At 70.5% G+C, this 17208-nt stretch carries 12 protein-coding genes; 9 read left to right on the top strand and 3 right to left on the bottom strand.

The window, feature by feature from the left end; all coding sequences use genetic code 11:
* Positions 1-73 precede the first annotated feature (73 nt).
* The 8 genes from hpnJ (at position 74) to A5481_RS02775 (ending at position 11334) form a co-directional block, all read left to right on the top strand.
* Complete coding sequence (hpnJ, locus tag A5481_RS02810) at positions 74-1510, top strand: hopanoid biosynthesis associated radical SAM protein HpnJ (protein WP_048435089.1); 1437 nt, start codon at positions 74-76, stop codon at positions 1508-1510.
* A gap of 92 nt (positions 1511-1602) precedes the next feature.
* A complete protein-coding gene (hpnK, locus tag A5481_RS02805) occupies positions 1603-2463 on the top strand; it encodes a hopanoid biosynthesis-associated protein HpnK (protein WP_048435085.1) in 861 nt (286 codons plus the stop codon).
* A 68-nt stretch (positions 2464-2531) separates the two neighbouring features.
* Positions 2532-3320 (top strand): substrate-binding domain-containing protein, encoded by a 789-nt coding sequence (locus A5481_RS02800; RefSeq protein WP_053082436.1) that lies wholly within the window; start codon positions 2532-2534, stop codon positions 3318-3320.
* A gap of 962 nt (positions 3321-4282) precedes the next feature.
* On the top strand, positions 4283-5941 hold the full coding sequence (locus A5481_RS02795; protein ID WP_048435084.1) for a dipeptide ABC transporter ATP-binding protein: 1659 nt from the start codon (positions 4283-4285) through the stop codon (positions 5939-5941).
* A 27-nt stretch (positions 5942-5968) separates the two neighbouring features.
* Positions 5969-7654: a peptide ABC transporter substrate-binding protein gene (locus A5481_RS02790; RefSeq protein ID WP_048435083.1), complete on the top strand. Its 1686-nt coding sequence runs from the start codon at positions 5969-5971 to the stop codon at positions 7652-7654.
* A 432-nt stretch (positions 7655-8086) separates the two neighbouring features.
* Positions 8087-9037 (top strand): ABC transporter permease, encoded by a 951-nt coding sequence (locus tag A5481_RS02785; protein WP_048435082.1) that lies wholly within the window; start codon positions 8087-8089, stop codon positions 9035-9037.
* A 32-nt stretch (positions 9038-9069) separates the two neighbouring features.
* Positions 9070-9948, top strand: coding sequence for an ABC transporter permease (locus tag A5481_RS02780; RefSeq protein ID WP_048435081.1), 879 nt, complete (start codon positions 9070-9072; stop codon positions 9946-9948).
* A 75-nt stretch (positions 9949-10023) separates the two neighbouring features.
* Positions 10024-11334 carry an NAD(P)/FAD-dependent oxidoreductase gene (locus A5481_RS02775; protein WP_048435080.1) on the top strand — a complete coding sequence of 437 codons (1311 nt, stop codon included), beginning with the start codon at positions 10024-10026 and terminating at the stop codon, positions 11332-11334.
* Between the two features lie 42 nt (positions 11335-11376).
* On the opposite strand, the gene A5481_RS02770 is transcribed toward A5481_RS02775, so the two are convergent.
* The 3 genes from A5481_RS02770 to A5481_RS02760 form a co-directional block, all read right to left on the bottom strand.
* Positions 11377-12606: a sulfotransferase family protein gene (locus A5481_RS02770; RefSeq protein WP_048435079.1), complete on the bottom strand. Its 1230-nt coding sequence runs from the start codon at positions 12604-12606 to the stop codon at positions 11377-11379.
* Complete coding sequence (locus A5481_RS35070; RefSeq protein WP_082173221.1) at positions 12603-13721, bottom strand: GNAT family N-acetyltransferase; 1119 nt, start codon at positions 13719-13721, stop codon at positions 12603-12605. The genes A5481_RS02770 and A5481_RS35070 overlap by 4 nt, the downstream gene beginning before the upstream one ends.
* A gap of 523 nt (positions 13722-14244) precedes the next feature.
* Complete coding sequence (locus A5481_RS02760; RefSeq protein ID WP_048435078.1) at positions 14245-14784, bottom strand: phage tail protein; 540 nt, start codon at positions 14782-14784, stop codon at positions 14245-14247.
* Between the two features lie 864 nt (positions 14785-15648).
* On the opposite strand from A5481_RS02760, the gene A5481_RS02755 reads away from it, so the two are divergent.
* A partial coding sequence (locus tag A5481_RS02755; RefSeq protein WP_197514128.1) for a collagen-like protein occupies positions 15649-17208 on the top strand: 1560 nt, incomplete at its 3' end.

Below are 17208 nucleotides of genomic sequence, written 5' to 3'. Positions count from 1 at the left end.
CACCTCATCGGGCCGCCCGGCGGCCTCACCGGCCGCGGATGCGGCTCCCCTCTCCTGAGACACCTTCCCGATGATGCGGACCCTCTTCCTCCAGGCCCCCACCTTCGACGGCTTCGATGGCGGCGCCGGCTCGCGCTACCAGGCCAAGCGCGAGATCAAGTCGTTCTGGTACCCGACCTGGCTCGCGCAGCCGGCCGCCCTGGTGCCGAACTCCAAGCTGATCGACGCGCCCCCGCACGACATCAAGCTGCCGGAGATCGTGGCCCAGGCCAACGACTTCGACCTCGTGGTGCTGCACACCTCGGTGCCGTCGTTCAAGTCGGACGTGAAGACGATCGAGGCGCTGAAGGCCAAGAACCCGAAGCTGATCGCCGGCCTGATCGGCGCCAAGGTGGCGGTGGACGCCGCCGGCGCCATGGCCCAGGCGCCGGCCGTCGATTTCTGCGCCCGCAACGAGTTCGACTTCACCGTCAAGGAGGTCGCCGACGGCGTGCCGATGGCGGAGATCAAGGGTCTCTCGTTCCGGAACGCCGACGGCGTCGTGGTCCACAACCCGGACCGCGAGATCATGACGGACATGGACCAGCTGCCGTTCGTGACCTCGGTCTACAAGCGCGACCTGCAGATGGAGAAGTACTTCATCGGCTACCTCAAGCACCCCTACATCTCGTTCTATTCGGGCCGGGGCTGCAAGTCGCGCTGCACCTTCTGCCTGTGGCCGCAGACGGTCGGCGGTCATACCTACCGCACCCGCTCGGTCGCGCACGTGATCGAGGAGATCAAGTACTGCCTGAAGGAGTTCCCGCAGACCAAGGAGTTCTTCTTCGACGACGACACCTTCACGGACAACCTCCCGCGCGCCGAGGAGATCGCCCGTGAGCTCGGCAAGCTCGGCGTGACCTGGTCGTGCAACGCCAAGGCCAACGTGCCGCGCGAGACCCTGAAGGTTCTCAAGGAGAACGGCCTGCGCCTGCTGCTGGTCGGCTACGAGTCGGGCAACCAGCAGATCCTGCACAACATCAAGAAGGGCATGCGGGTCGAGGTCGCCGAGAAGTTCACCCAGGACTGCCACGATCTCGGCATCGCCATCCACGGCACCTTCATCCTCGGCCTGCCGGGCGAGACCAAGGAGACGATCCAGGAGACGATCGCCTTCGCCAAGCGGATCAACCCGCACACCATCCAGGTCTCGCTCGCCGCGCCCTATCCGGGCACCTTCCTGTACAAGCAGGCGGTCGAGAACGGCTGGCTCGACAAGGACAACGCCGAGCTCGTCGACGAGAACGGCGTGCAGATCGCGCCGCTGCACTACCCGCACCTGTCCCACACCGAGATCTTCGACTCGGTGGAGGAGTTCTACAAGAAGTTCTACTTCCGCGCTCCGAAGATCGCCTCGATCGTCAGCGAGATGGTGCGCTCGCCCGACATGATGAAGCGCCGCCTGCGCGAGGGCGTCGAGTTCTGGCACTTCCTGCGCGAGCGCCAGGGCGTCGCCAAGAAGGCGGCGTAAACTCCTCCGCTCGACCTTCCCGCCTGAGCGGGCGCGAGCCTCCCCGTCCCGCCGGACGGGGAGGCTCTTTCACGTCGCGAGACCTGCCGACCATGTCCATCCCCGTGTCCCGCCAGCGCCTCGTCGTCACCTCCGACGATTTCGGCCTCTCGTCCCAGGTCAACGCGGCGGTGGAGCGGGCCCACCGCGACGGCATCCTCACCGCCGCGAGCCTGATGGTCTCGGCCCCCGGCGCCGCCGACGCGGTGGCCCGGGCCCGCGCGATGCCCTCGCTGCGGGTCGGCCTCCACCTCGTGATGGTCGAGGCCTGGCCGACCCTGCACGCCTCCGCCCTGCCGGACCTCGTCGACAGGGACGGTCTGATCCGGGCCGACCAGGGGCGGCTCGGGCTCGACCTGGCGCTGAAACGAAGCACCCGCCGCCAGCTCGCCGCCGAGATCCGGGCGCAGTTCGAGGCGTTTCGCGCGACCGGGCTGCCCCTCGACCACGTCAACGCGCACAAGCACTTCCACGTCCACCCGATCATCGTCGGCATGGTCCTGTCGATCGGGCGCGACTACGGCATGCGGGCGATCCGGGTGCCGCTCGAACCGCGCGGGACCCTGCGCCGCGCCGAGCCCGGGGCATACCCGCGCCTCGCCCTCGACACCGCGCCCTGGGCGGCGCTGCTGCGGGCGCGAGCCCGGCGGGCCGGCCTCCTCACCCCCGACCGCGTGCTCGGCCTCGCCTGGTCGGGCGCCATGACTCCGGCCCGCGTCGAGGGCCTGCTGCGCCACCTGCCGGACGGGCTGACCGAGCTCTACCTGCATCCGGCCACCGCGGGCGGCTTTCCCGGCGAGGCGCCCGGCTACGCCTATGCCGAGGAGCTGGCGGCCCTGGTCTCGCCGGCGAGCCGGGCGGCGCTCGCGGCCTCGGGCGCCGTCACCGGCGGCTTCTCGGATTTCGCTCGCTGAAGGCGAGGGCGGTCGGCTACCGAGGGGGCAGGGCCGGGCACGCGGCCCGGTCCGTCGGGAGCCCGTCCATGCGTCGCCTTACGCCGCTCGTCCGAACCCTGTGGCGCACCTGCGGGGTGCTCGGCATCGGGCTCGCCGTCGCGACCTCCGCCCGGTCGGCCGAGATCACGCTTCTCACCACGGGCGCCTACAAGCCCGCGGCGGTCCTTTTGGTGCCGCCGTTCGAGCGACGCACCGGTCACACGGTGCTCATCCGCAGCGACACGGCCGGCGCGGTGGCGCAGGCGATCCGCGACGGCGCCCGGCCCGACCTCGTGGTGCTGACCCCGGGCGGCCTCGACGCCCTGATTCGCGAGGGCCGCCTCGCCGGCGCGCCGCCGGTGCCGCTCGCCAAGGTCGGGATCGGCGTCGCCGTCCGGGCCGGGGCGCCGGTCCCCGACATCGCCACCCCGGCGGCGTTTCGCGAGGCGCTGCTGCGGGCACGGGCCGTCGCGATGGTCGATCCGGCCTCCGGCGGGTCGAGCGGGATCTACCTCGCGGGGCTCTTCGAGCGCCTCGGCATCGCCGACCGGATGAGGGACAAGCTGGTGCTGGTCCGCGGTGGCCTCGCGGCGTCGCGCCTCGTCTCGGGCGACGCCGATCTGGCCCTGCAGCAGACGAGCGAGCTGCTGGCCGTGACCGGCGCACGCCTCGTCGGGCCGATCCCGGCGGAGGTGCAGACCTTCACGACCTATGCGGGCATGATCCCGGAGGGGGCCGCGCAGGCCGGGGCCGCTTCGTCCCTCCTGCGCGATCTCGCCGGGTCCGAGGCCGCGCCGATCCTGGCGGAGAAGGGGATGGTGCCGCCGGAACGGTGAGGCGTGGTCGACCCGCCCGCCGCCTGCGCGCGGCGCGACGCCGATCGTCGCCCCGGGATAGCCGACCGTGCCGATGGAGGCGGTGGAGGCCGACATCGCCGCCGGCATGACGCTCCCGGCCGCCCATCGTGTCGAGCTGCGCTCGACCAACCGAGCTGCGCTCGACCAACCGAGCTGCGCTCGACCAACCGAGCTGCGCTCGACCAGCCTCCCTTGAGCGCCTCGACGGCGCGATCAGGCGCCGCATCGAGGAGATCGGCGCCTTCCCCGGCGAGCCCCCGCGATCCGCGGCCCGTCGGCGCAGGCCCGCCGGAGCGGTGCACGGGCGGTGCACCACGACCCCGGCAAGCATCGCTCCGATCGACGATTGAGTGTCGCCTGTCCGCCGGACGGTTCGGCCCTGCCGGTCATCGTGGTGAGCGGGCCTCGGCGACACCGCGCCCGGGGACGGCCCGACAGCGACATGATTCGGCTTCGTGCGCGGCCGCCTTTGCAAGATCGTGCCGTCCCGTTCGCCCCGAACGGCAGATTCGCGCGGCCGTGATCGCGCAATGTCCTAGAAAGCAGAAAATGCAACTCGTGCACGGGGCGGAGACCATGGGTTCGACGGAGCGGGCATCGCCCCGCGTGACGAGCGGCGCGGCGACAAAAATCGGGCAAGTGCTTCATTAGGTGCCCAACATTTCGACTTGATGATCCTCAGGTATCGAAACTATATCTCGGCAAATGAGAAACTAACACCTTCGCATTGCGGATATTTAATACAGTATCCATGAAGCGGACGGCGCTTTCGTGATGGACGTGCATTATCAGATCCGTTTCGGCGGCCCGCCCGGCGGCCTCGGCGCGTGAGGCGGGCCGGGTCGTCCCGACGGCTCGCGGGCTCCCGGGCCGCCCCCGGGGGACCGTTCGGGACGCCGGCCCGTTCAGGACATCCGTGACCACGCTGCGAGAGACGCGCCATGTCAGACACCCCCCACATCGACGCTGACGGGCAGGCGGCGCTCTCCGTCCGGGACCTCGAGATCGGCCTGCCGGCGGGGATGGAGCGCGCCCACGCGGTCTCGGGCATCTCCTTCGACCTCCTGAAGGGCAAGATCCTCTGCATCATCGGCGAATCCGGGTCGGGCAAGTCCGTCACCGCCAACGCCATCATGGGCCTCCTGCCGAAGGCGATCGCGATCCGCTCGGGCCGGATCCGGCTGGGCGACGCCGAGATCGTCGGGATGCCGGAGGACGCCCTGCGGGCCATGCGCGGCCGGGTGGTGTCGATGATCTTCCAGGACCCGCTCTCGGCCCTCAACCCGCTGATGACCGTCGGGGCGCAGATCGACGAGGTGATGGCGGCGCACGCGGTCGGCACCCGCGCGACCCGGCGCAGCCGCTCCCTCGAGCTCCTGGCCGAGGTCGGCCTGCCCGATCCGGCGCAGATGGTCCACCGCTACCCGTTCCAGCTCTCGGGCGGGCAGCGGCAGCGGGTGATGATCGCCATGGCGCTGGCGCTCGAGCCGACGGTGCTGCTGGCCGACGAGCCGACCACCGCCCTCGACGTGACGACGCAGGCGCAGATCCTCACGCTGATCCGCGACATCCAGCGGCGCAAGGGGATGAGCATCGTCTTCGTCACCCACGATTTCGGCGTGGTGGCGGAGATCGCCGACACCGTCGTGGTGATGGAGAAGGGCCACGTCGTCGAGCAGGGCACCGCCGAGCAGGTTCTGCAATCGCCGACGGCGCCCTATACCCGCCGACTGATCGCCGCCGTGCCGCACCTGACCGGCAAGGACCGGGTGCCGCTCGAGGCCGCGAGCACCGGGCCGGTCCTCGTCTGCGAGGGGCTGATGAAGACCTATGGCGGCGGCAAGTCCCTGCTCGCCAGGGTTTTCCCCGGCAAGTGGCTGTCCGGGAACCGGAAATCGGTGCGCGCGGTCGACGACGTCTCGTTCAGCCTGGGCGCGGGGCGCACCCTGGGCATCGTCGGCGAGAGCGGATCGGGAAAATCCACCGTCGGTCGCCTGCTGACCCGCCTCCTCGACAGCGACGGCGGCCGGATCCTGTTCGAGGGTCGCGACGTCGCCCGGTTGTCGGAGGCCGAGTTCCGCCCCTTGCGCCCGAAGATCCAGATGATCTTCCAGGACCCCTTCGCCTCGCTCAACCCGCGCTCGACCATCGGCACCAGCCTGACCGTCGGCCCGGTCGCGCACGGGATGCCCACCGCCAGGGCGGCCGAGGAGGCCCGCGCGCTCCTCGCCCATGTCGGGCTCGATGCCGGCGCCTTCGACCGCTACCCCCACGAATTCTCCGGCGGCCAGCGCCAGCGCGTCGGCATCGCCCGCGCCCTGATGTTCAAGCCGAAGGTGCTGGTCGCCGACGAGGCGGTCTCGGCCCTCGACGTGTCGATCCAGGCCCAGATCCTGGCGCTCCTCGACCGGATCCAGCGCGAGACCGGCGTCTCGATGATCTTCATCACCCACGACCTGCGCGTCGCGAGCCAGATCTGCGACGAGATCGCCGTGATGCAGAAGGGCCGGATCGTCGAGCTCGGACCGCCGTCGCAGATCTTCCTCGATCCGCAATCCGCCTACACCCGCGAGCTCGTCGCCGCCATTCCCGGCGAGTAGCCGCCCCCATTTCCACGGAGCACGGCCATGACCGACCACCACGACACGACGCACCTGCTCTCGCGCCGCGCCGCCCTGCGCCTGGGCCTCGCCGGCGGCGTCGCCGGCCTCGCCCTGCCGAATCTCCTGGGCAAGCCGGCCCTCGCGCAGGGCGCGGCCAAGGATGCAGCCAAGAAGGCGCCGGCCGGCCGCGTCGTCGTCGGCATCACCCAGGAGCCGACGGTCTTCAACCCGCTGATGCTGAAGATCGAGGTCGATGACGGCGTGCACTTCTCGCTGTTCGACGCGCTGTTCCGCATCGGGCCCGACGGCGTCATCACGCCGAACCTCGCCGCCGAGGTGCCGACCCAGGCGAACGGCGGCATCTCGCAGGACGGCCTGAACTGGCGCGTGCGCCTGCGCGACGGCGTGCGCTGGCACGACGGCAAGCCCTTCACCGCCGAGGACGTGAAGTACACCCTCGAGCTCATCACCAAGCCGAACTTCCGCGCCTGGCGCACCGCCGGCCACTCGCTGGTGCGCGACATCGCGGTCGTCTCGCCGACCGAGATCACCTGGCGGATGGAGAAGCCCTTCGCCCCCTACCTGTCGTTCCTGACCGAGACCTTCATCGTCCCCAAGCACGCCCTCGCGGCCGCCGCCGACCCGAACACCGCCGATTTCAACAAGGCGCCGATCGGCACCGGTGCCTTCAAGTGGGGCAAGCGCACCGCCGGCGACAACCTCGAGCTCGTCGCCAACCGCGACTATCACGGCGAGGGGCCTTACATCGAGACCCTGGTCTTCAAGTACATCCCGGATCTCACCGTCTTCTACACCCAGTTCAAGAGCGGCGACATCGACCTGACCGGCCAGACCTACATCACGCCCGACAACTACAAGGAGGCCAAGTCGCTGCCGAACAAGGTGGTGACCCTGGTGCCGCGGCAGACCATCGAGACCATCTACTTCAATCTCGAGAAGCCGCAATTCAAGGAGCTGGCGGTGCGCCAGGCCCTGTACGCCGCGGTCGACAAGGGCGCGATCATCGACGCCCTGTACTACGGCGTGCCGTCGGTGACCGAGAGCTACATGCCGCGCTCGTCGTTCTACTTCAACGACAAGCTCCCCAAGCAGACCTTCGACGTCAAGGCGGCGCGCAAGCTCCTCGACGAGGCGGGCTGGAAGCCCGGCAAGGACGGGATCCGCGCCAAGGACGGGGTGCGCCTGTCGTTCAACAACACGACCACCTCGGGCGACCACCTGCGCGAGCAGGTGCAGCAGTTCCTCAAGCAGAGCTGGGCCGATATCGGCGTCGAGATGAACATCGCCAACCAGCCCGCCGCGGTGCTCTGGGGCGATTTCTGGGCCAAGTCGCAGTTCGACACGGTCATCGCCGGCGTCACCTACATGGTCGCGTCGGATCCGGACGTGACGAACCGGTTCCATTCGGGCTCGATCGGCGCCAAGGGCGGCAAGGGCTCGAACACCGCCCAGTATGCGAACCCCGAGGTCGACGCCCTGCTCGAGAAGGGCACCGGCACGTTCGATCCGGAGGAGCGGCGCAAGATCTACACCCGCGTGCAGGAGATCGTCCGCCACGACCTGCCGTTCATGCCGATCTTCCAGTACACGGTTCCGCTCGGACACAAGAGCTCCGTCAAGGGCTTCGTGCCCAACCCCAACACCCGCACCGAATCCTGGAACGCCGCCGGCTGGTCCCGGGTGGGCTGACGCCCACGAGAGCAAAACCCGATCACGTTGTAACACAATACGCGACCCGGCAGCACGCATGGAGGTGCGGGACCGACGGGGAGTGCGCATGAACCCTCCCCCCTCTGCGGGGGAGGGTGGACCCTGCGTCAGCAGGGGCCGGGAGAGGGGCAGCGCAGCGCTTTTCCAGAGGGCGCCTTTCAGAACGGTTCAGTCAATTTCGGAAGCGTGGTTCCCCTCTCCCGCCCGGCTTCGCCGGGCACCCTCCCCCGCAGAGGGGGGAGGGTTGGCGCGGCGGCCGTTGCTCCTGATGTGTCGTGTACCGTTGCGTTGCCAACGGCCTTGCTCTTGGTCTTTGATTTTGCTGCATTTTCTACGACGAGCCGAAATTCGCTTTGTCAGGAAATGCTCTCGTCCTGCTGGGTGCGCGCCCTGCGAGAATAGGAGTCCATCGTGCACAGGTTCCTGCTCGGCCGCCTGGTCCAAAGCCTCGTCCTGCTCGTCATCGTCTCGGTCATCGGCTACGTCATCCTGAGCCTGATCCCGGGCGGGCCGCTGTCGCAGTTCGGGCTCGATCCCGGCCTGACCGCGGACGACATCGCGCGGCTGAAGGAGCAGATGGGGCTCAACCAGCCGGTCTGGGTGCGCTACCTCGACTGGGCCTGGAAGCTCGTGCACGGCGACTGGGGCGTGTCCCTGCGCGACGGCACCCCCGTGTTGACGGTCATCGCCCGCCACCTCGTCGCGACCCTGCTGCTGATGGGCAGCTCGACCGTGATCGCGATCGCGGCCGGGACCTGGATCGGGATCCGCAGCGCCACGCACCGCTACTCGCTGTTCGACTACGCGGCGACGATCGGCGCGATGATCGCCCTGTCGATCCCGACCTTCTGGTTCGGGTTGGTGGGCATCTACGTCTTCTCGCTCAAGCTCGGCTGGCTGCCGGCCGGCAACATGTATTCGATCGGCGACGGCTCGGTGCTCGACTACCTGCACCACCTGATCCTGCCGAGCCTCGTCCTGTCGCTCGTCCACGTCGCGGTGTGGAGCCGCTACATGCGGGCCGCGATGCTGGATTCGATCAACCAGGACTTCGTGAAGACCGCCCGCGCCAAGGGCGTGGCCGAGCGCCGGATCCTGATGAAGCACGTCGTCGGCAACGCCCTCCTGCCGATGATCACGCTGGCCGGCGTGCAGCTGCCCAGCATCCTCACCGGCGCGCTCGTCACCGAGACGGTGTTCACCTGGCCGGGCATGGGCCGGCTGTTCTACGACAGCCTCGGCTACAGCGACTATCCGGTGGTGATGGGGATCCTGATGTTCTCGGCGATCGTCGTCATCCTCGGCAACCTCATCGCCGACGTGGTCGTCGCCCTCGTCGATCCGCGGATCCGGCTGGCCTGAGCGGCCGCACCCCCAACCAAGGATATCCCGGCATGACCGCCCTCGCTGCGCCCATCGCCCCGACCCGCTGGTGGCAGGGCCGTGCCGCGCGCCGCTTCATCAGCCACCGCCTCGCCCTGGTCGGGGCGATCATGATCACGCTCCTGGCGCTGGCCTGCATCCTCGGCCCGTCCCTGCTCCCGTACGATTCGCTCCACATCGACCTGCGGGCGCGCTTCGCCCCGCCGCTGACCGGCTCGCACTATCTCGGCACCGATCCGCTCGGGCGCGACGTCGCCGCCCGCCTGCTGATGGCGGGGCGGATCTCGCTGATGGTCGGCGTGCTCGCCATGCTGCTCTCGACGGTCGCCGGCACCCTGGTCGGCGTCGTCGCCGGCTATCGCGGCGGCCTCATTGGCGCGGTGCTGATGCGCACCGTCGACGGCTTCCTGGCCTTCCCGTCGATCTTCCTGGTGCTGGCGCTCGCCGCGCTGCTCAAGCCCACCCCGGGGATGATCGTCGTCATCATCGCGCTCACCAAGTGGATGGAGGTCGCCCGCATCGTCGAGGCCGAGGTCCGTTCGCTCAAGGAGCGGGAATTCGTCCATGCCAGCCGGATGCTGGGCCTGAGCAGCGCGCACATCATGTTCCGCGAGATCCTGCCGAACGCGATGGGGCCGATCATCGTCGCGGCCAGCCTCACCGTGGCCCGCGCCATCCTGCTCGAGGCCTATATCAGCTTCCTCGGCTACGGCATCCAGCCGCCGCTGCCGAGCTGGGGCAACATGCTCAACGGCGCCCAGCAATACCTGGCGAGCGCGCCCTGGCTCGCGATCATCCCGGGCGCCGCCATCACCCTCGCGGTGACGAGCTTCAACTTCATCGGCGACGGCCTGCGCGACGCCCTCGACGTGCGCGGCGACCTCAAGTGACGAGGCACCGCCGGCCCCCTGCCGCCGACCGCGTGCCGGCGGCGTCTCTCCCGGTTTCGTAGAGAGCCCGATCCCATGCCCGACGCGACGACTGCCGAGAAGACCACGCCGTACTGGTGGGACGCCGCCCCGGTCCGGCCGATCCCGCCGCGTCCCCTGCCGCAGGCGGTCGACGTCGCCATCGTGGGGGCGGGCTTCGCCGGCCTCTCGGCCGGCCTGGTCCTGGCGCGGGAGGGCCGCTCGGTCGCGGCCTTCGACGCCGCGAACCCGGGCGAGGGCGCCTCGACGCGCAACGGCGGCATCACCAGCGGCAACATCCGCCCGGACTTCGCCACGATGGTCCGGCGCTTCGGCGAGGCGCGGGCGATCGCGATCGAGGCCGAGGGCCACGCCGCCCGCAAGTTCCTCTACCGGTTCATCGCCGAGGAGGGGCTCGACTGCGACTTCCAGCCGACCGGCGCCTTCAAGGGCGCGATCGGCTACCGGCAATACGACGCGATGGCCCGCAGCGCCGAGGCCTTGCGCGGGAAGGTCGGCATCGAGACCTACGCGGTGCCGTTCGCCGAGCAGCGGAACTACGTCGGCAGCGACTTCTACCGCGGCGGCGCGGTGCGGATGGATATCGGCGGCCTGCATCCGGGCAAGTTCCACGCCGAGATCCTGCGGATCGCGCAGGGCGCCGGCGTCGCCGTCCATTCCGGCACGCCGGTGACCGGGATCGCCCGCGACGGCGACGGATTCCGGGTCGCCACCGCCTCCGGCACGGTCCGGGCGGGCCGGGTGCTCGTCTGCACCAACGGCTACACCGATCGCGCCGCGCCGTTCCTGCAGCGCCGCCTCGTGCCGGTGCGCAGCCGCATCATCGTCACCGAGGCGCTCGCGCCCGAGACGATGGCCCGGCTGATGCCCAGGCGCATGATGCTCGGCGAGGGCCGCCAGCTCGGCCACTACTACCGCCCGACCCCGGACGGCCGCCGCATCCTCCTCGGCGGGCGCGAGAGCGGCAACAAGGGCGATCCCGTCGGCCCGTCCCTCCTGATGCGTGCCGGCCTCGCGCAGATCTTCCCGGAGCTCGCGGACGTGCGCCTGTCGCACAGCTGGTTCGGCAACGTCGCGATGAACCGCGACATGCTCCCCCGCATCTTCGAGGCGGACGGCATCGTCTACGCCTCGGGCTTCTGCGGCTCGGGCACGGTCTGGGCGCCGTGGATCGGCATGCGGGCGGCCTACAAGCTGCTGGGGCAGGAGGCGCGGGCGAGCAGCGCCTTCGACTTCCGGCCGCCCGCCAGCGTGCCGCTCTACCGCGGCGATCCGTGGTTCATGCCGACCATCATCCAGGGCTACCGCCTGCAGGACCGGATCGCCATGCTGCGCGCCCGGCGGTGACGGGGCGGGTCGTCGGCGGCGATCCGCGCCCCCGCCGGGTCGTCATACGGCCGGCCGCTCCCGCACCGCGTCGAGCGCGGCGAGCACCGGGCCGACGATCCGCTCCGCCGCCGGGCGCCACGCCGCCGCCGCCTCGCGCTTGGCCGGCCCGTCCGGCGTGAAGGCGGCGCCGGTCTTGGCGTGCCGGAGCGAGGCCGCCCGCATGGCGGCGAAGCCCGGCAGCGCCGGGTCGAGCCCGAAATGCGTCGCGAACAGGCGCCACAGGCCGTCCGGCAGGTCGTCGTAGCGCAGCACGCGCCCGCGGCCGGGGGCGCGGGCGAGGCCGTCGAGGGCGGCCCGGCCGTAGGCCGCCATCGCGGCGAGCTGATACTCCCTCCGGTCCATCGCCAGGACCGCGTCCCGGGTCAGCCCGAGGCGGTCCGGCGGGATCGTGCCCCGCCCCGTATCGGCCCCGCCCCGGCGCATCTGCGAGGCCAGGATCTCCACCGGATCGCGGTACAGGAACAGCCACGGCACGTCGGGGAAGACCCGCTGGATCCGCGGGAGCTCCAGGATGTCCGCGGCCATGAACTTGACGAAGAACCGGTCCTCGCCCGGCGCGCGGGGCCGGGCGAGGGCGCTGACGATGCCGGCGAGCCAGGCATCGGCCCGCTCCGGCGCGAGGTCGGCGTGGCGCGGGGCCTCCAGCATCGCCCGCACCGGGCCCGGCTCGGAGGCGACGACGTGGCGGGGATCGGCACTGAGCGCCTGGGCGGCCAGGGTCGAGCCGCAGCGCGCCATGTGGAAGACGAACCCGCTCGGCCTCACCCCCGGGGCGAGCGCCGCGAGGGCGTCGGCCGGGAGGCGCGGGCGGAAGGCCCGGTTGAAGGGGGTGCCGATCGCCCGGGCGATCGTCTCGTAGAAGAACGGATCGGTGAAGCGGTGCTCGCCGAGATGGCACCACTCCACCGTCATGGCGCCGTCGATCCAGCCGGCGCCGAACGGCGTCCAGCCGTCGAGCCGGGGCGCGCCGCCGCCTCCGGCGACGGGAGGGGGGCCGCCATCCCCGACGGGATCCGGGGGGGCGACCGGCCGCACGAAGCCGGCCCGGTTGTCGTCCATCCGCCGCTCCAGCGCGTCGGCGGCGACGGCGAGGCCGTGGGCGGCGCCCGCGGCGACCGCCGCCCGCACCAGCGCCGCCGGGTCCTCGATCGCCCGCAGCCGCGCGGCGAGGGCGGCGTCCTGCGCCACCAGCCGGGTGAGGGCCGCGAGCCCGTCGGACGGTCGGCTCATGCCGTCGCCCCTGGCCTCGTCGCTGCCGTCGTCTCCGGCGCGGCCGTCGCCGTGGCGGCCGCGAACAGCGCCGAGAGCGCGGGCGTGACCTGCGCGTCGACGACGAGGTGCACCCGCTCCCCCGGTCCCGGGTTCTCGACCGCGTGCGGATCGGACAGGCGCAGGTACCAGCACGTGCCCGCCGCCATCGGCACGCGGCGGCCGTTCAGGCGGAACGCGACGCCGTCATGGGTGATCACCGGCACGTGCAGGCGCACCGCGCCGTCCTCGAAGCTGAGCTCGGGGTCGCGATGCTCCTTGATCCGCGAGCCCGGCCCGAGCCGCATCAGCCGCACCGAGAGGAGCGGGCTGCCGAACTGCGCCAGCGCCGCCCGGATCGCCGGGCAGGCCGCCAGGAACGGCGTGTCGACGTAGTTGCGCGCCTCCGGGTCGGACTGGATCATCATGATCGGATGCTGCGCGTCGGCCCGGGCCCGCAGCGGGATCACGCTCCAGTCGCCGTCGTAGTTGCGGCGCACGAAGTGGTCGATCCAGTCGCCGCCGGCGAGCGCCGCGCAGTCCGCCGCCATCGCGGCGGCGTCGAACGACAGCGGCAGGCGCAGGGCGTCCGGCACCGCGGCGGGGTCGAGGCGCGGCCCGCATTCCATCCGCAGGCCGACGCCGTCGCCGCCGGTGACGAAGCGGAAGCCGTGGCGCCGGTAGAGCCGCTGGGCGGCCTCGTTCTCCGCCCGGACCGAGAGCCGCACCGGCAGGCCCGCCTCCTGCGCCTCGGCGACCACGGCAGCGATCAGGCCCGAGCCGAGGCCGCGGCCGCGATGCTCGGGCAGGAGCGCGATGTCGACCAGGGCGACGGCCTCCGGGCCGGCGGCGGTGACGATCCGCCCGAGGGGAACGCCGTCGCGCTCGACGATGTCGAAGCGCGCTCCGGGATGGGCCGCCCGGTAGCCGGCATCCTGCGCCGCGCATTGCTGGCGCAGGAGCCGGTCGACCAAAGCCGGCTCGAACCCGGCGAACAGCCCGTCCTGCGCCGCCTGGAACAGCCGCTGGCGGAACGCCGCATCCGCCGCGGTTTCCGGCCGGCGCCGGATCGCCGGCCTCTCGGGGGATGATGTCATAGGTTCCGCCCGTATTGGGTGCACCTCACGCGGATGCTGTCGTTTGGGGCCAGGCAGGGCATGGAATTCCCTTTCTCGCGCGGGCTCGCGCATGCGCCCACCGCCGGGTGAGCGGCTCGCGGTTTCGAAGCCTGTTTGATCCGAGCAGCAGTAGTCACACCCTCCCTGTCGGTTCGGAGCCGCGATGCGGTCCCGGAACGACAGGGAGAGTGTCAAATCTGTGGGATGCAATCGAATGGGCTCTCGGTCTCATGGGTCGAACAGGCTCCGAATGCGTCCGCCGCTCGCGGGGAGGGGCGTTGCGCATGGCCGATGGCGCGAACCTGGGAGCCCGGATCGGATGCCGGGCGGTGCGAGGCGAGGGCGCCCGCCCCCCGCCCCGGGATCGAGGCGGGCCGTGGGACGCGCCCGATCCCGCGCTCGCCGACGAACGTCTCGACCTGAGCGGACGGTGCCGCCGATCGTTTGCATGCACGGCCGCCGCCGGGGGGCGGCCGTCGTGGGACGGCCGGGCCCGGTGCCGTCAGTTCCGCATCGGGAACAGGCCGTTCACGCAGATGATGTAGTTCATGACCTGGTAGGGCTGGATGTTCGCGTGGGGCAGTCCGCTGCCCGCCACGCCGCTCACGCTCTGCGACATGGTCACGTTCGGGGCCGCCTGCGCGTAGGCATTGATGTTAACGCCTGTGCCGTCGTTCGGCTGCGCCAGGACGGCGTTCGTCGGGATGTTGGTGGTGCCAGGGCCGTTGAACGCCGAGAGGGCGGTGGTGTGGTTGTGCGCCGGCATCTGCTGCGGGGTCAGGGTCACGGTCTCGACGCCCCCCGTCGCCCCGAGCCGGTAGGCCGAGAGGCCCGGCGACTGGCCGGTGCCGACCGGCACCCGGCTCCGCAGGTCGGGCAGCGCGAAGGTGATCCGGCCGTCGCCGCCGTAGGTGGTGCCGAGAACTCCGTAGAGGGCGTTGTACTGCTGGATCTGCAGGATCTGCCCGGCGCAGTACTTCCAGTTGGTCGGCTCGTAGGGGCCGGCGAACATGATGATCTGGCCGAGATAAAAGTCTGTCATAGAATGGTTTTCCCCCAAATTCGCGGATTTTGCGACGCATATATATCGGATTGCGGCAGACATACGGCATATTCGATTGCCGAATGGCGTCGAATCAAGACGAATGGTGTCGTTTATTGCGTCTGAATCTGATTCGCCTCGACGTGTGAATGCCTATCACGCGAATCGTCCGGCGGGCAATCCTGGTGATGAGGATGAAAATCCGGTCCGGTCCGTACGGAGCCGACTATGAAGCCTCGTGACTCCTCTGGCCCGACCCTTCGGCAAGGACAAGCGGGATGCGAGGGCTTTTCGCGAGATTATCGCCGCCGCCGTGCTGCCTGCCGGAAGATATTCTGGCCTTGACGCGGGTGCCCGGCGCGGCTCATCGGCTGCCGGAACTGGCCTGAGGCGATGTTTGAGTGCCATTGGTTGTGCGATGACTGAATGGGGTTGTCTCGCTCGCCGGATGAAGACCGCAAGTGTGTCGACCGTCGAAAATCCAATCTGTCGTTTGCTGTCCCTCGACGGATTCTCGATGCGTCGGTGCGGGTCGGAAGTAGAGCGATTTAATCTTGACTATAAACATAAATATATAAATATATAACTTTGTATTGCTTGCACTAAACATACATCACCGAAGATAAAAACTCTTAATAAAATTTGTCTTCTTCTTGAGCGGTTCTGCAAAGAAACATCATCGCTATCACGAAGTTGCCTGATTGCAACAGCGCTGGGATAAACTTTTGATTCTTGCGTGTGAGGCCTACTGCAGTCGAAACCGTGGGGCTGGCCCTCTCGACACCCTCGAGTTTTCCATCGCATATCTCCGCTAGACATGTGCGGCGCCAGCGGCGACCTCCCAGCTTAGGATCGGACTACGAAATGGCCGTCAGCACGCTCAATTTCAGCGGATCGTTCACGCAATCCAATACAGCCAACGTCAGCGTATATTTTTATTCCGGTACCAGCGGAACTTATGACACGAGCAATTTTTTAGGGTCGGCTGCCGGGTTCAGGCAGGCCTACGATCCCGCCAACGGCGGCGGGCCCACCTATCAGTTCAACCTCTCGGCGACCGTCGATACCTCGGTGACGACGGTCAACGCGATCGTTTATTCGGGCGGAACCATCAGTGGCTTCACTGGGATCGTCACGAACCTGAACCAGCAGACCTATTCGCTGGCAGCGAACGGTACGGTCCAGAATTATGCGCTTAACAATCAAAGCAGCCGATACACTGTGAACAACGTGGCGGTGACGTCGCCGGCCGGTGCGACCGGCCCGACCGGTGCCACCGGCCCCGCCGGTCCCACGGGCCTGACCGGCGCGACCGGTGCCACCGGCTCCGGCGCGACGGGTGCCACCGGTGCGACCGGCGCCACGGGCGCCACCGGTGCTACGGGCCCGACCGGCTCGGGCGCCACGGGTGCCACCGGCGCGACGGGTGAGACCGGCGCGACGGGTGCCACGGGCGCCACCGGTGCCACGGGCCCGACCGGCTCGGGCGCCACGGGTGCCACCGGCGCGACGGGCGCCACCGGTGCCACGGGCGCGACCGGCCCCACCGGCACGGGTGCGACCGGTGCCACCGGCGCGACGGGTGCCACCGGTCCCACGGGCGCCACAGGTGCGACCGGCACGGGTGCCACCGGCGCGACGGGCGCCACCGGCCCGACGGGTGTCACCGGCGCCACCGGCGCGGGTGCCACCGGCGCGACGGGCGCCACCGGTCCCACGGGCACGACAGGTGCCACGGGTGCCACCGGCGCGACGGGTGCCACCGGCCCGACGGGTGCGGGCGCCACCGGCGCGACGGGCGCCACCGGTGCCACGGGTTCCACCGGCGCGACCGGTGCCACCGGCCCGACAGGTGCGGGCGTGACCGGCGCCACCGGTGCGACGGGCGCCACCGGTGCCACGGGCTCCACCGGCGCGACGGGTGCCACCGGCCCGACGGGTGCGGGCGTGACCGGAGCCACCGGTGCGACGGGCGCCACCGGCCCGACAGGTGCGGGCGTGACTGGAGCCACCGGCGCGACGGGTGCCACTGGCCCGACAGGTGCGGGCGTGACTGGAGCCACCGGTGCGACGGGTGCCACCGGCCCGACGGGTGCGGGCGTGACCGGAGCCACCGGTGCGACCGGTGCGACGGGCTCTCCCGGTGCGACGGGTGCCACCGGGACGGGTGTCACTGGCGCGACGGGCGCGACCGGTTCGGCCGGCGCGACGGGTGCGACCGGCTCGGCCGGCGCCACGGGCGCGACCGGTTCGGCCGGCGCCACGGGTGCGACCGGCTCGGCCGGCGCCACGGGTGCGACCGGCTCGGCCGGCGCCACGGGTGCGACCGGTTCGGCCGGTGCCACGGGTGCGACCGGCTCGGCCGGCGCCACGGGCGCGACCGGCTCGGCCGGCGCCACGGGTGCGACCGGCTCGGCCGGTGCC

The sequence above is a fragment of the Methylobacterium platani genome (genome assembly GCF_001653715.1).
GTDB classification, from domain to species: Bacteria; Pseudomonadota; Alphaproteobacteria; order Rhizobiales; family Beijerinckiaceae; genus Methylobacterium; species Methylobacterium platani.
This window is presented reverse-complemented; position numbering and strand designations above follow the sequence as displayed.

What these genes read in the sequence shown, in the direction of transcription:
- hpnJ (WP_048435089.1), top strand. Translation starts at nt 74, where the DNA reads ATGCGGACCCTCTTCCTCCAGGCCCCCACCTTCGACGGCTTCGATGGC.
- hpnK (WP_048435085.1), top strand. Translation starts at nt 1,603, where the DNA reads ATGTCCATCCCCGTGTCCCGCCAGCGCCTCGTCGTCACCTCCGACGAT.
- A5481_RS02800 (WP_053082436.1), top strand. Translation starts at nt 2,532, where the DNA reads ATGCGTCGCCTTACGCCGCTCGTCCGAACCCTGTGGCGCACCTGCGGG.
- A5481_RS02795 (WP_048435084.1), top strand. Translation starts at nt 4,283, where the DNA reads ATGTCAGACACCCCCCACATCGACGCTGACGGGCAGGCGGCGCTCTCC.
- A5481_RS02790 (WP_048435083.1), top strand. Translation starts at nt 5,969, where the DNA reads ATGACCGACCACCACGACACGACGCACCTGCTCTCGCGCCGCGCCGCC.
- A5481_RS02780 (WP_048435081.1), top strand. Translation starts at nt 9,070, where the DNA reads ATGACCGCCCTCGCTGCGCCCATCGCCCCGACCCGCTGGTGGCAGGGC.
- A5481_RS02775 (WP_048435080.1), top strand. Translation starts at nt 10,024, where the DNA reads ATGCCCGACGCGACGACTGCCGAGAAGACCACGCCGTACTGGTGGGAC.
- A5481_RS02770 (WP_048435079.1), bottom strand. Translation starts at nt 12,606, where the DNA reads ATGAGCCGACCGTCCGACGGGCTCGCGGCCCTCACCCGGCTGGTGGCG.
- A5481_RS35070 (WP_082173221.1), bottom strand. Translation starts at nt 13,721, where the DNA reads ATGACATCATCCCCCGAGAGGCCGGCGATCCGGCGCCGGCCGGAAACC.
- A5481_RS02760 (WP_048435078.1), bottom strand. Translation starts at nt 14,784, where the DNA reads ATGACAGACTTTTATCTCGGCCAGATCATCATGTTCGCCGGCCCCTAC.